Below are 13,555 nucleotides of genomic sequence, written 5' to 3' on the forward strand. Positions count from 1 at the left end.
CTTCTGTTCCGGTCCGGCTCCCGCCCAGCCCGGAAGCGCGTGAAGGCCCCCATCCCCCGGCCGGTCACTCAAAGAACCATGGCGAAGGGAAGGGGGCCTTCACGCGACGGCTCCCCGCCGTCGCCCACCCCGGGACCTGGGATCAGCGGTGCGGAACAGCCGCGGGGGTCCAGCCGCGGTAGTTGTTGAAGTAGTTCACGCTCGAAGCGTGGCCGATCTTGCCGCCGATGCTGGAGGCGTAGATCCCGCCGGAGCCGTCGGCGATGCCCACGTGGCCCCACTGGCTGATGTTCCAGTACACGAAGGAGCCCTTCGGCGGGGTCCCGGTCGTGTGCTTCGGGCTCGCGCCGTTCCAGTGCGCGTTGGCCGAGGCCCAGACGCCGGTGGTGCCGTACGCGTTCTCGACGGCCTTTTCGCAGAGGCCCTGGTACGCGGTGGAGCCCGCCTTGTTTTTGAACCACTGGACGGCGCCGGCGGGAGTGCCGTCAGCGGCGCCCTGGATGCTCAGGTCGCCTTCGGGCACGGTGGTGAACGTTCCCGCGGCCGGGTTGATGTCGGCGGCGGTGATGGTGGCGCCCGCTTCGGGGGCGGCCGGAGCGGCCCCGGCGACCGGAGCCACGGCGAGGGCCGCGATGGCCAGCGCGGCGACGGACGCCGGCTTCGCCACCTTGGCCAGGATGGTGCGCATGATCAGTACCTCCTGTTGAGGAATTACTAACAGGAGAGACGGTCTCGTGATCAAGTACAAATTTCGTACAACCGGGCGTCGATAGTTGATAACTCAACGTGCTGGAATATGCCGGGGGAGGGGTGCGTTGACGCCACTGCCAGCACATCTGGCAAAATCATCCGCTGAAGTCCGGCACCGGTTCACCCCGAACGGGGACCCGGGGCCAACGAGAGAGGACACCATGAAGAGCGGTATTCACCCCGAGTACGTCGTCACGCACGTCAACTGTGACTGTGGCAACGAATTCACCACGCGCAGCACCAAGACCTCCGGCAACCTCCACGTCGAGATCTGCTCGAACTGCCACCCGTTCTACACCGGCAAGCAGAAGCTCATGGACACCGGCGGCCGCGTCGCGCGCTTCGAGGCTCGCTACGGCAAGCGCAAGAAGGCCGAAGACGCCAAGTAGCTTGAACGACGGCGCCTACCCGCATGTCCGGGTAGGCGCCGTTTTCGTTGTGTCGCAGCCTTGGTTTTCCCGGGCCCTCGAAAGGTGGAGTGGTGGATTCGAGTTCGCTCAAGGGTCTGCTCGAAGAGCACGCCCAGCTGGAAGAGCAGCTGGCCGACCCGTCCGTGCACGCCGACCAGGCGCGCGCTCGTAAGCTCGGCCGTCGCTACGCGGAGCTGAGCCCGGTCGTCAAGACGGTCCGGGAGCTCGACACCGCCCGCGACGACCTCGAGACGGCGAAGGAACTGGCGGCGGAAGACGCGGCCTTCGCGGCCGAGGCGGAGGAGATCTCCGCCAAGATCCCCGTGCTCGAGGCCAAGCTCACCGAACTGCTCCTGCCGCGCGACCCGTACGACGGCTCCGACGTGGTCATGGAGATCAAATCGGGTGAAGGCGGCGAGGAGTCGGCGCTGTTCGCCGGCGACCTGCTGCGCATGTACCTGCGCTATGCCGAGCGCCACGGCTGGAAGGCCGAGGTCCTCGACTCCGTCGACTCGGACCTCGGTGGCTTCAAGGACGTCACCGTCTCCATCAAGAGCCGGTCGGCCGACGTCGACGGCGTCTGGGCGCGGCTGAAGTTCGAGGGCGGGGTGCACCGCGTGCAGCGCGTGCCCGCCACCGAGTCGCAGGGCCGCATCCACACCTCCGCGTCCGGCGTGCTCATCTACCCCGAACCCGAGGACGTCGAGGTCGAGATCGACCCGAACGACCTGCGCATCGACGTCTACCGCTCGTCCGGCCCCGGTGGCCAGAGCGTGAACACGACCGACTCGGCCGTGCGCATCACGCACCTGCCGACCGGGGTGGTCGTCTCGTGTCAGAACGAGAAGTCGCAGATCCAGAACCGTGCCCGCGCCTTGCAGGTGCTCCAGGCCCGTCTCCAGGCGATCGCCGAGGAGGAGGCCGCCGCGAAGGCGTCGGACGCGCGCCGCTCACAGGTCCGCACCGTCGACCGCTCCGAGCGGGTCCGCACCTACAACTTCGCCGAGAACCGCATCGCCGACCACCGGGTGAACTACAAGGCCTACAACCTGGACCAGGTCCTCGACGGCGACCTCGACGGCGTGCTGAACGCGCTCATCACCGCGGACCGCGAAGAGCGGCTCGCCGCCCACGCCGGCTGACGGCCGTTCCGCGCCGAGCCCGCTAGCCGGGTTCGGTGTAGAACGGGTCGTCGTCCAGTCCGGTGTGGATGGCCCGCACCGACATGCTCACCCGGGAAAGCCGCTCGGTGATCTCGTTCGTGACCCGGCTCAGCGCCTCTTCGCCGCTTTCCCCGTCGAGAGCCGGAAACGCCGAAAGCAGGACCGCTTCGCAGGGGCCCGCGTCCGTGCTGATCCGGACCAGCGACGCCGAAAGGTCGGTCGCGGGACGGCCGCACAGGCCCACGGCCAGCCGCAGATCCCCGGTGGGGACGTAAAGATGCACTCGCGAAATGACATCCGTTTCCGCGCGCGGGGTGAAATCGTGCCTGGTGACGTACGCGGGCTCCCGGGGATCGGTGCCGCCGACGGCGGCCATCAGTGAATAAAGGGTGAATCCTTCCGCCGGGGTGTCGTAGGCCTCGTAACTTCCGTACTGGCCGGTCTCCGGCGTGCCGTGGATCTCGAAGAATTCCGCATTCAGACCGAAGTGGAAAAGCGCGGGTAACGCGGCTCGGTGCAGCGTTTCGGTGAGCTCTTCGTCGTCCGCCGGAGGGGTGCGATAGCCGACGGAGACCAGGTAACCCTTCCAGCCGCCTTCGGGGTCGGCCCGGCAGATCTCGAATTCGGTGGCCTCGAAGTCGCCGATGAAACGTTCCCCCAGCGCGGCGGCCGCGGCGAAATCCTCGGTTTCGATATTCGCGGATATCCGCGTGACGACTTCTGTTTCCCGGAGATCCATGACTGCTTCGAGTGGCCCCTTCGTGACTGACAGGTGTACACAGCGTACGGGCGGTGCCGACGGGCTTCCGGCCCGGCCTGTCCTTGATTCCCTGTCTCCGCTACGGTTTTGGAGAGTAAGGGAAATTCGCATGGGGGAACACATTTCGTGGTGCACGCAGACGACCTGACCATCGAGGAAAGACCGATTCCGGCGACCCGGAAACGCGCTCCGCGGGCCTTCTTGCTCGCGGCGGGAACGCTCCTGCTGAGCGCGGCCGTCGTCGCCAGGATCGGCCGGTTCGGCTTCAATCCGACCGACCAGGGATTCGTGCTCGCGCAGGTGTGGCGCGTCCTGCACGGCGAGATCCCGCACGTCGATTTCCTCGGGCCGAGGCCGTTCGGTTCGGCCTACCTGCACCTGATCGACCATCTCGTCCCCGCGCCGCTGATGATCGGCTCGAGTTTCGTGATGATGGTGCAGCTGATCGTCGCCACGTTCGCGCTCGCCGCGTTCTTGACCGGGACTTCGCCGCTGGACTGGGGTCCGCTGCGGCTCGGACTGGTTTTCGCCGCCGCGCTGGTCTGCCTGAACACCTATCCGCTGATGGCCTGGCACACCGTCGACGGTGTCTTCCTGGTGGCGATCGGCTGGTGGGCGCTCGACAGCGGGTTGCGTTCCGGTTCGCGGTGGCGGCGCCTGCTCGGCCTGTTCTGCCTCGGGTTCGCGATCATCGTCAAGCAGAGCTTCGTGTTCGCCGCGCCGATCGGTCTGCTGATCCTGCTGTTCCACCCCGCCGCGCCGCCGAAGAAGTGGCCGCGCCTGCTCGGTGACGTCCTCGTGCTCGGCGCGGCGCCGTTGCTGTACTTCGGCATGGTCACCGTCGCGGGCGGGCTCCCGTCGGCGATCGAGCAGCTCACCGGTGGCACCCAGACCTGGGGGAAGAGTCTCATCCGGTTCTGGGAGACGGACTTCAACGGCCGGGCCGATCCGAGGACGTACATCCTTCCGGTGCTGCTCGCGGTGGCGGTGATCGCCGTGGCGTGGTCCTTCCGTGAACGACTCGGCGAGCCGGGGCGATGGCTGCGGGTCGTGATGGGCTTGTGCGTCGGGGCCGTGGTGGTGTTCATCGTCGCCGACGGCGGGTTCGAGCACGTCGGCAGCTGGCCGATCACGCTGCTGTGGCTCTTCGTGGCCGTTGCGGTGCTCGACGCCGTCGTCCGAAAACGGTTGCCCTGGCAGTACCTTTCGGTCGCCGCCCTCGGCTGGATGGCCAGCCTGTCCTGGGGTTATCCGCTTCCGGGCCTGCTCACCGGGATCCTCGCGCTGGGGGTGCTGGAAGCCGTGGTGCCGCCGGATCTGCCGCGGGTGCCCAAGCTCGCGGGTGGTGCGCTCGGCGCGACCGCGTTCGTGCTCGCCGGTCTCCTGCTGATGTCCGCGCACGACAAGGCGCCGTACGCGGACAGGCCGCAGGGCGAACTGACGCAGGACCTGGGGGACGTCGCGCCCTCGATGCGCGGCGTCCGCACGAATCCCAGTGTCCACGCCTATGTCGCCCAGCTCCGCGGCTGCCTGGATCACTACCCGGCGTCGAGGGTGGCGGTGCTGCCGCACAATTCCTTCGTGGCACCGATTTTCGGGGTCCGGAATCCCTTCCCGATGGACTGGGCGATCCCGATCGAAATGACCGGCGACAGTCCGGAAAGGATGGTCGAGGCGGCGGAACGTCTTGACCGGGAAGGGGACTACCTGGTCCTCTTCCAGACGGTCGATCCCGTTTCGCTGAGCGAGGGTGAACCGGTGCCCCGCGCCGTCACCGCGGACGCGCCGACCATCGGGCTGAGCAGCGTGGAAGGCCGGATCAAGGACACGCTCGGCGGGGCCAGGGTCGCTTGCGGCAGCTTCGCGGGATTCTGGGCGCCGGCGCGCTGACGATCAGCCGGTGACGGACGCGGTCTCCGGCTCGCGTTCGACGGCGGACGGCGGCTCTTCCGCACGCCGCGGCAGGAAGGAGAGCGCCGCGAGGGCGGCGGCGAGCAGGGTCGGGTAGATCGTCAGCTGCTGGTGCTTGACGTTCTCGATGCCTTCGGCAAGACCGGAGACCAGGAACTGGCCCATCGCGAAGAGCAGGAACATGAGCGCCACGACGCCGACGTCGCGGCGGCCGGTGCGGTTCCGGAACGCGCGGAGCCCGGCCCAGCCGATGAGCAGCCAGATCGGCACCAGGGCGAACAGCCCCAGCGGGGCGATCCAGCCGGTGACCCCGGACAGGATGGGAACCCGGTACTCCTTGGCGAGTGGCGGCTGTCCGGCGTGCTCGCCGAAGCTGCCGAGGTTCGGCACCCGCGCCGTCAGCGTCTCCTTCGCGGACCGGTGCAGCCTCTCGACCACCCGCCCCGGGTGGTCGAGATAGTACCGGGCGACGTTGCCCCGGCTGATCTTGTCGCGGTACCGGGGGTACGCGGGGTCACGCCAAGCCACGTTCGCGCTCCACCATTCGGTGCCGACGTATTTCGCGAACCCGGGCGGGAGGCCCAGCGCGGCGAGGTCGCCGTCGGTGTCGTGTTTCCCGTCCACGATCCCGTTGAACACGACGTGGTACATGTTGGCCTCGCGGTACTCCGCGTTGGCCGAGTCGCCCGTCCCCTGCGTCGCCACGGTCGCCGTGCCGACGATGGCGAGAACGGCCAGCGGCAGGGCCCATCGTGCCGCGCCCCGGCTGCCCGCCGGGCGGACGAACAGCAGCGCGAGCGCGAAGATCGGGATCAGCAGGAGCGTCTGCGCCTTCGCGTTGATCCCGATCATCGCGCCGAGCACGGTGATCGCGGCCCCGGCGTAGCGCCACGGCCCGGTGCGGTGCATCAGCAGGAGCCCACCGGCGAGCAGCAGCATCCCGACGAAGGCGGCGCCCTCGCTCAGCACCGAGGCGAAGTACCCGAAGAACGCGGAGTCCGCCGCGACCAGCAGCAGCGCGGCCGTGGCGATGACGCTGTTCCGGACCGAAAGGCGCAGGCCCGCCACGATCGCGGCGATCCCGCCCGCGACCAGCAGGCAGCCCAGTACGCCCAGGACCAGCAGGTTCAGGGTTCCCGGCAGGTCGAGCAGCCGCCCGGCCCCGCCGGCGATCTCGTCGATCCAGCTCTGGCTGGAGACGTACTCGCTTTCGCAGACGGGAGCGGGGCCGTAGGAGAAGCGGACGAAGTGCTCGGAAGGCCTGTCGACCTCGCGGGCGCCGAGACGGCACAGGATGCGCCAGCCGTCGCCGTTGTCGGCCATGCCGATCGGTCTCGGAATGAGGAAACGGACGAGAAGCACCCCGAGCGCTGCGAAAAACACGCCCGACGCCAGCCGGATCTCCCGGAACCTCATCCGGGCCACCATAGAAGACGCCGAAGAGTGTGCGGCCGCGCCCTCCGTGACCCCTGCGGAGAGGCTGGGTCAGCCTGCCTGGGACCCCGGCTGGACCACGGCGGCGGGTTCGGGCTGCCCGTGCCGGAAGACCACCTTCTTGTACATCACGTAGTTCCACACCATGCCGACCGCGATCGCGCCGAACTTCGGGATGAGGAGGTTGATCCCGGGGAAGAGCTTGCTGATCGCGAAGATCACCGCGGCCTGCACGACCCACAGGCCGAACGCGGTGATGGCGAAGAAAAGGACGGCCTGACGACGGATGTCGCCGTCCTTCGCCCGGAAGGTGAAGTTCCGGTTCAGCGTGAAGCTCAGGAGCATGCCCGCCGTCGTCGAGATGAAGTTCGCGACGAACATCGGGACGCCGAGCGTCGCCAGCAGGGCGTAGCCGACGGCGTCGACAGCGGTGTTGAGCACCCCGACGACGGCGAAGCGCACCTGAGTGCCGTTGATCGGCTTCACCGGGCGGCGCTTCGCTCTTCGACGGAGGATTCGGCCCCGGTGCGGACCGACGCGACGCCGTAGAGCGGGCGGTTTTGCACTTGCGAGTACGTCCGGCCGATGTAGCTGCCGAGTACCCCGAGCATGATGATCTGGATACCGCCCAGGAAGAACATGGCGGCGGTGATGAACGCCCAGCCCGGTACGGCGGTGGAGGGCGCGAGCAGTTTGACGCCGACCACGTAAAGGATGCCCAGGAAGCTGAGCAGCGAGATGAGGTAACCGAGCCGGGTGATCATCCGCAGCGGCGCGACGGAGAAGCCGAGGATCCCGTCCGCGGCGAAACGGAGCATCTTCCGCAGGGGGTAGCCGGTCACGCCCGCGTGGCGCTTGTCGCGGTCGAACAGGACGGCTGTCTGCTTGAACCCGATGTAGCTGACCAGTCCGCGCAGGAACCGGTCCTGTTCGCGGTACTTCCGCAGCTCGTCGACGACCTTGCGGTCGATCAGCCGGAAGTCTCCGGTGTTCCGGGGGATGTCGACCGAAGCCATCTTCCGGAGGAACCAGTAGAAGGCGCCGGCGGTGAACCGCTTGAACGCCGAGTCCTGGCGCGAGCGGCGCTGCGCGTAGACGACGTCGAAGCCTTCTTCCCACTTCTCGATCAGTTCCAGCGCCACCCGCGGCGGGTCCTGCATGTCGCTGTCCATGATGATCGCGGCGTCCGCTTCCACCAGGTCGAGTCCCGCGGTGACCGCCATCTGGTGGCCGAAGTTGCGGGAGAGCTCGATCACGGTGACCCGGTCGTCGCGCCGGCTCAGCGCGGTGAGGATGTCCATCGAGTGATCGCGGCTGCCGTCGTCGATGTAGAGGAAGCTGAAGTCGTACTTGCCGGCGAGCGGCTCGATCACCTCGTCCACCGTGCGGTGGAGGAGTTCGATGTTCTCTTCCTCGTTGAAGATCGGGAAGATGAACGCGATTCGACGTCTGTCGTGATCCGCGGGCACCGGATTACCCCCGTTGCGGTTTTCTGGATCAGGCGGTGAATGGATTCACGGCCAGGGCGAGCTGATTCTAAGAGATCGGCGGAATGTCCTTCTTCCGGGTGGTCAGCCCGCCCAGTGGCCGGCGACGAAACGGAGGAAGATCGCGCCGCAGATCAGCGAGTTGAGGTACATCGTCGCGTACGCCACGCCGCGCAGGTTCGGCCGCCGTTCGGCCAGCAGCACCAGCGCGAGGTACATGACCAGGCAGGGGAGCAGGTACCGGTGCACCGAGACGACGTTGTTGTTGATCGTCAGCATCACGAAGGAGGCGATCCCGAACAGCGCCAGCGGCAGGCCGTCCGCCTTCAGCGCGACGAAGAAGTAGACCGAAGCGACCAAGAGCAGGACCAGGCCGATCGTGGGCAGGACGTGACTCATCAGCGTCCACGCGTCCAGCGGCCGGTTGCCGATCAGCGCGCTGACGGTGATCTTGAGTTCCGTGAGCGTCGTGCCGGCGATGTTCGGGTTGAACTGGTGGTACGCCCAGGTGCTCACGCCCTTGAGCGCGGTGAAGCTCGCCGTCGCGCTGCCGGTCTCGAGCTTCATGTAGAGCATGTGCACGCCGAGGCCGACGTAGGCGAAGGGGAACCACAGGACGCGCCACGACAGCAGGCCGCGTGGCTTCCAGCCCGCGGATCGCCAGAATTCGAGGAAGCACAGGCCGACGAACACCGCGGCGGTGATCCGCGACGCGGTGAGCGGGATCAGGCAAAGACCCATCCACAGCCATTGCCGTTTCAAGGCGAACAAGTAGGCCCAGAAGCCGAGCGCGCAGAACACCGCTTCGCTGTAGAACGAGTGCAGGAAGAACGCGGCGGGCGCGGTGAGGAAAGCGCCGACGACCAGCCAGTGCGAGCGAGGCGTGCCGAGGAAGAAGCGGGAGATCTTGAGCAGGGCCACGCCCGCCAGCCAGGTGGCGATCAGGTTGACGAGGAATCCGGCGGCGAGCAGGCCGAGCGTGCCGAAACTGAGGGTTTTGACCAGCCACGCGAAGATCGGGAAAACCGGGTAAAACGCGCGTAACGGGACATAACTGCCGGTGTACGCGTGTTCGGCGATCTCACCGTAGTTGCCCGCGTCCCAGCGGTAGGTGTGGGAGAGCAGGCTCAGCGTCGAACCGATGCCGGTCTTGGGGATGCCCTCGCTCGCCGGAGTGGACGGACCGAACAGCCACGCCACCGCGGTCAGCGCGATGTTCCAGGCCAGGACGACCAGGAGGACCTTGCCGAAGTCACCGGTCAGCCAGCGGCGCACGCGTTCGCGACCGGTTCCGCGTTCGGTGTCGACGGCTCGCTCCTCGGTGGCGCTCGCCGTGATCGTTTCGGTCATGAACGACTTCCTCGCAGGGCTTGGCCCAGTCCGAGCGGGTGCCCGAAAACAAAGGGGAATGGAGGCCGAATTGGGCGGACCCCGTACCGCCTGATCCAGCCGGGGAATTCTAGAACACCGGCCGGCACGCTCCGGCGGGGGCGCGGGACACTGGCCGGGTAACGCGCCGCCGACACTTGGGAGAACTGTGGAAGCCCTGGCCGGATTCGGATTCGAACTGGGTGTGCTCAAGCGGATCCGGCGGGCCGGGTGGTGGCAGGCCGGGGTCCGCGATCCCGAATCGGTCGCCGAGCACACCACGCGGGTCGCGCAGCTGGCGGGACTGCTGGCGGCCGAAGGCGGCGCCGATCCGGCGCGGGCGGCGTACCTCGCGCTCTGGCACGACACGCAGGAGACGCGGACCGGCGACCTCCCGCACACGATCAAGGGGTTCGTCGAGAAGCCGGATCCCCGGGCGATCACCGCCGCGCAGACGTCGGCGCTGCCCGCCGCCGCGCGTGACTCGGTCCGCGGCGCCGTCGACGAGTACGAAACAGCCGAGAGCCCGGAGGCGCTTTACGCGCGTGACGCGGACAAGCTGGAGATGCTGCTTCAGGCCGTCGAGTATCGCGACGTCGGCGTACGGAACGTGGACGAGTGGATCGCCTCGGCGACGAAGAGCCTCCAGACCGACCTCGCGCGGCGGGTGGCCGAAGCGGCGCTGACGCTGTCCTCGCTCTCGTGGCGGGTGCGCTGAAAGGAATCGATACCCTGAGCCCGCGTGTATCGACCCCGGCACGCGTGCCTCGTGTGTCAGGCTTGACTCTGTGAAGGAACACCAGTGAACCGGCAGCCGTTGCGCCTCGCCATCATGGAAGCGACCCGCATCCTCACCGAGGCCGGTGTGGCGTCACCGCGCTCGGACGCGGAACTGATCGCCTCCCATGTCCTCGGCGTCGATCGTGGCCGCCTGCCGATGGTGCCGCTGGTGGACCCGCCCGTCATCGACGCGATCGGCCAGCTCGTGAACCAGCGGGCCAAACGGATCCCGCTGCAGTACCTCACCGGCTGGGCCGCGCTCGGCGACATCACGGTCAACGTCGGCGCCGGGGTGTTCGTCCCGCGGCCGGAGACCGAGCTGCTCCTGGAATGGGGCCTCAAGCTGCTGCACGGGCGCGAGTACCCGGTGGTGGTCGACCTGTGCACCGGCTCCGGCGCACTGGCGCTCGCCGTGCAGCACGCGCGGCCGGACGCCGTCGTCTACGCCGTCGACATCGACGCCCAAGCGCTCGCCTGGGCGCGGCACAACGCCGACGTCCACGCCGACGCGGGGGACACGCCCATCCGGCTGTACTCCGGTGACGTCGCGGACAGCACGATGTTCGCCGAACTCGACGGCCTCGTCGACCTGGTCCTGTGCAACCCGCCGTATGTCCCGGAAGGGACGCCGGTGCCGACGGAGGTCGCCGAGCACGACCCGCCGCGGGCGGTGTTCGCGGAGGAGAGCGGGCTCGCGGTGATCCGGCACGCGATCGCCGCGGCCGCGCGGCTGCTGCGGCCCACCGGCGGCATGGCGATCGAGCACGACGACACGCACGGCTCCGCCGTCCCGGCGCTGGTGCGGGCGCGGCGGGTGCTGACCGACGTGCAGGGCCACCTCGACCTGGCGGGTCGCGCGCGCTTCGTCACCGCCCTGCGGGTCTCCTGAGCCCCCTGCGTTTCGTCCTCTGAATGCGGTAATTCGCGGTGTGAACTACCGCATTCAGAGGACTGAACGCGGGGCGTTCGGCCGGTAGTTAGCGAGACTCACGACTTCCGGCGGTGCCCAGGACAAAGCCCGCCTCCTAACGTCGATCACGGCCGCCTCCTCGGCGGTCCGACTGGGAGGTGTACCCCGATGCGATCGTCTCTCCGACGAGCCCCACTAAGAACACTCGCCGTCCTCGCCGCCGTCGCGCTGCTGCCGGGACTGGTCGCCCAGCCCGCGTCCGCCGCGGCTCCCGCCAAGGGCTGGCCCGCCCCGATCGACGGGTCGACCTGGGAGAACCAGGACCACATGACGTGGGACGACTACCGCAAGCCGCCCGGCACGAACTGGGCCGATCCCGCGCTGAAGCCGACCAAGCGGACGTTCAAGGGCGCCGTGGTGCTCGCGGACTACCCGGACCAGGAATTCGCCGTCACACAGCCCACGCACTCGACCGTGTTCGGCAACCCCGGCCCCGCCGCCAGCGGCATCCCCCGCGCAGGTGTCGCGAAGTTCTACCAGGACTTCCTGAACAAACCGCAGGCGCTGAACAACGGCCACACGATCAACGAGTACTGGATGGAGGACTCCGGGGGCCGGATGGGCGTCGAACTGACCGCCTTCGGGCCGTACCGGCTGCCCGGCAAGTCCTTCGAATACGGCATGGAGTTCCAGCCCGACGCGTGTCCGCCGGGCGCGAACTGCAAGCGCGACCTGCGCGCCGACGCGGGCGCCGCCTGGCGGGCGGACGTCGGTGACGTCTCCAAGCAGTTCGACTTCGTCTTCTACCTTTCCGCCGGTCAGGACGAAAGCTCGACCTGGCAGGAATTCGGCGTGATGAAGTTCGGCGACCGGGCGAACGTGCCCGACGAATTCGGCCCCGGCGTCGCGGGAATGCCGAACGCCGCGTCCACCCGCTATGTCCCGTGGACGTCGTGGAAATCGGCGGCGAGCATCTGGCCGAACGCGGTCACCGGTTCCTCGACCCAGGCGGAAAGCTCGGGGCAGGCGGTCTACGCGCACGAACTGAGCCACATTCTCGGCATCGGCGACAATTACAACAACCCGTTCGGTACCCCGCCGTCCAGGACCTACACCGGCCCGTGGGAAATGATGTCGCGCGGCAGCTTCAACGGCCCCGGCGGACCGCACACCCGCTGGCAGATCCCGGCGACGCAGGGCGGCTCGATGGGGTCGCATCACATGCTGCGCACCAAGATGAAGCTCGACATCATCGACCCCGAAGACGTGCTGAAGCTCGACCGGAACTCCCTCGCCAAGACCGGCCCGGTCTCGACCCGGATCACCGCGCGTTCCGTCCTGCCCGGACAGGGTGCCTACAGCGGCATGAACATCGCGCTCACCGGCGGGGACCTTTCGCCGAAATGCGACCGGTCCAAGGATCCGTTCTGCGACGGCGGCGGCTATGACAATTACACCGTCGAGGTCGTCGACCGGATGGGCAGCGATTCCTTCGCCCCCGATTCCGGCGTCATCATCGCGAAGACGAAGAATCAGGACAACGCGCCGTTCGAATGGATCGTCGACGCGCACCCGGCCGACATCGGCATGACCGACTACAAGAAGCCGGACGGCACCGCGGTGCCGATCCCGATCGGCGACTACCGCCAGCTCAACGACGCCGCGTTCAAGGCGGGTACCGGTTCGGCGAGCAAGTACGAGTACACCGACGAGGCCAACCGGCTGAAGTTCCTGGTCTCGGACATCGAACGGGACCGCAAGGGCGTGCTGTCCTACGTCGTCACGGTGGCTTCGCTCGACGGCGCGGGCTCGCAGGCCCGCGGCGTTTCGCTGTGGCCGTCGGTCCCGGCGTTCGCCAAGCAGGGGCTCGCGACCTGCTCGTTCCCGGTGTTCAACACCGGCAAGGCGAACGGGTCGGTGGCGCCGTACAACACCGACACCTACCGCCTGAGCGCGTCCACCACCGCCAAGGGCTGGGAGGTCCGGCTGCCGAACGAGCTGTCCACCGTCCCGTTCGGCGGGCGGTCCGCGGCGACGGCGCACGCCAAGCGGGCCGCGGGCGGTGACCACGCCGCGCAGATCAAGCTGACCGCGACGTCGATCGCCGATCCGGGCAAGACGGCGACTTCGTTCTGCACCGCTTTCGCCTTCTGACGGCGGCCCGCGAGGCCAGGTCCGTGAAGGCCTCCTTCACTACCTTCAAGGTAGTGAAGGAGGCCTTCACGGACAGCAAGCGGTCAAGCGCCGGTAACAAGCCGGTCCAAGGTCGTGAGTGGTAAGCGGGGTTATTGCGAGGTAAGGCAAACGTGGCGCGTTCCGTCGCTCGCCCACATGTCGCCCTCGGTGTTGTGAAAGCCACGTTCGCAACCTTCAACGTTGCGAACGTGGCTTTCGCAACACCTCCGGGGAGTCCGCCACGCAAGAGGGCCGCAAGACCCGAGGTGAAAGGGACTTTCCGCACGTCCGATGAGGGGAAAGTCCCCTTCACCGCGCTGATCGCCGCCGAGTACCGGTCCGTGAAGGCCTCCTTGAGGGTCTGTGGGGCCCTCAAGGAGGGCTTCACGGACGTGTCAACCGGCAGG

General features: G+C 67.9%; 13 protein-coding genes. 7 read left to right on the forward strand and 6 right to left on the reverse strand.

The genetic code is table 11. From position 1 onward, the window contains the following. Positions 1 to 142: 142 nt before the first annotated feature. Positions 143 to 688, reverse strand: a complete 546-nt coding sequence (locus ACFWMR_RS39075; protein WP_093938108.1) for a CHAP domain-containing protein — start codon at positions 686 to 688, stop codon at positions 143 to 145. 223 nt (positions 689 to 911) lie between these two features. On the opposite strand from ACFWMR_RS39075, the gene rpmE reads away from it, so the two are divergent. Both rpmE and prfA read left to right on the forward strand, forming a co-directional pair. Further along, the gene (gene rpmE / locus ACFWMR_RS39080; RefSeq protein ID WP_007028345.1) at positions 912 to 1,139 is read left to right on the forward strand and encodes a 50S ribosomal protein L31; all 228 of its coding nucleotides are present in this window, start codon (positions 912 to 914) and stop codon (positions 1,137 to 1,139) included. A 92-nt stretch (positions 1,140 to 1,231) separates the two neighbouring features. Further along, positions 1,232 to 2,302: a peptide chain release factor 1 gene (gene prfA, locus ACFWMR_RS39085; RefSeq protein WP_093938112.1), complete on the forward strand. Its 1,071-nt coding sequence runs from the start codon at positions 1,232 to 1,234 to the stop codon at positions 2,300 to 2,302. 22 nt (positions 2,303 to 2,324) lie between these two features. Here the strand turns inward: prfA and ACFWMR_RS39090 are convergent, their stop codons facing one another. Next, entirely contained in the window at positions 2,325 to 3,062 is a 738-nt protein-coding gene (locus tag ACFWMR_RS39090; RefSeq protein WP_093938107.1) for a hypothetical protein, read from the reverse strand. Between the two features lie 147 nt (positions 3,063 to 3,209). Between ACFWMR_RS39090 and ACFWMR_RS39095 the strand changes: the two genes are divergently transcribed. Beyond that, positions 3,210 to 4,973, forward strand: coding sequence for a hypothetical protein (locus ACFWMR_RS39095; RefSeq protein WP_378382049.1), 1,764 nt, complete (start codon positions 3,210 to 3,212; stop codon positions 4,971 to 4,973). Positions 4,974 to 4,976: 3 nt separating this feature from the next. Here the strand turns inward: ACFWMR_RS39095 and wsfD are convergent, their stop codons facing one another. The 4 genes from wsfD to ACFWMR_RS39115 all read right to left on the reverse strand — a co-directional run bounded on the left by wsfD (position 4,977) and on the right by ACFWMR_RS39115 (position 9,265). Beyond that, positions 4,977 to 6,410: a glycan biosynthesis hexose transferase WsfD gene (gene wsfD, locus ACFWMR_RS39100; RefSeq protein ID WP_378382050.1), complete on the reverse strand. Its 1,434-nt coding sequence runs from the start codon at positions 6,408 to 6,410 to the stop codon at positions 4,977 to 4,979. 69 nt (positions 6,411 to 6,479) lie between these two features. Next, entirely contained in the window at positions 6,480 to 6,914 is a 435-nt protein-coding gene (locus tag ACFWMR_RS39105; RefSeq protein ID WP_093938105.1) for a GtrA family protein, read from the reverse strand. Next, on the reverse strand, positions 6,911 to 7,897 hold the full coding sequence (locus tag ACFWMR_RS39110; protein WP_378277473.1) for a glycosyltransferase family 2 protein: 987 nt from the start codon (positions 7,895 to 7,897) through the stop codon (positions 6,911 to 6,913). The genes ACFWMR_RS39105 and ACFWMR_RS39110 overlap by 4 nt, the downstream gene beginning before the upstream one ends. Before the next feature lie 102 nt (positions 7,898 to 7,999). Beyond that, positions 8,000 to 9,265 carry a mannosyltransferase family protein gene (locus ACFWMR_RS39115; RefSeq protein WP_093938103.1) on the reverse strand — a complete coding sequence of 422 codons (1,266 nt, stop codon included), beginning with the start codon at positions 9,263 to 9,265 and terminating at the stop codon, positions 8,000 to 8,002. Between the two features lie 187 nt (positions 9,266 to 9,452). Between ACFWMR_RS39115 and ACFWMR_RS39120 the strand changes: the two genes are divergently transcribed. The 4 genes from ACFWMR_RS39120 to ACFWMR_RS39135 form a co-directional block, all read left to right on the forward strand. Continuing rightward, positions 9,453 to 10,001: an HD domain-containing protein gene (locus ACFWMR_RS39120; protein ID WP_093938102.1), complete on the forward strand. Its 549-nt coding sequence runs from the start codon at positions 9,453 to 9,455 to the stop codon at positions 9,999 to 10,001. A gap of 84 nt (positions 10,002 to 10,085) precedes the next feature. Continuing rightward, a complete protein-coding gene (gene prmC, locus ACFWMR_RS39125) occupies positions 10,086 to 10,952 on the forward strand; it encodes a peptide chain release factor N(5)-glutamine methyltransferase (protein WP_093938101.1) in 867 nt (288 codons plus the stop codon). A gap of 189 nt (positions 10,953 to 11,141) precedes the next feature. Then, positions 11,142 to 13,127, forward strand: a complete 1,986-nt coding sequence (locus tag ACFWMR_RS39130) for a M6 family metalloprotease domain-containing protein (protein WP_378382051.1) — start codon at positions 11,142 to 11,144, stop codon at positions 13,125 to 13,127. A gap of 152 nt (positions 13,128 to 13,279) precedes the next feature. After that, on the forward strand, positions 13,280 to 13,555 hold a 276-nt coding region (locus tag ACFWMR_RS39135; RefSeq protein ID WP_378382052.1), incomplete at its 3' end, for a hypothetical protein.

The organism is Amycolatopsis thailandensis, from assembly GCF_042723255.1.
Lineage (GTDB): Bacteria > Actinomycetota > Actinomycetes > Mycobacteriales > Pseudonocardiaceae > Amycolatopsis > Amycolatopsis thailandensis.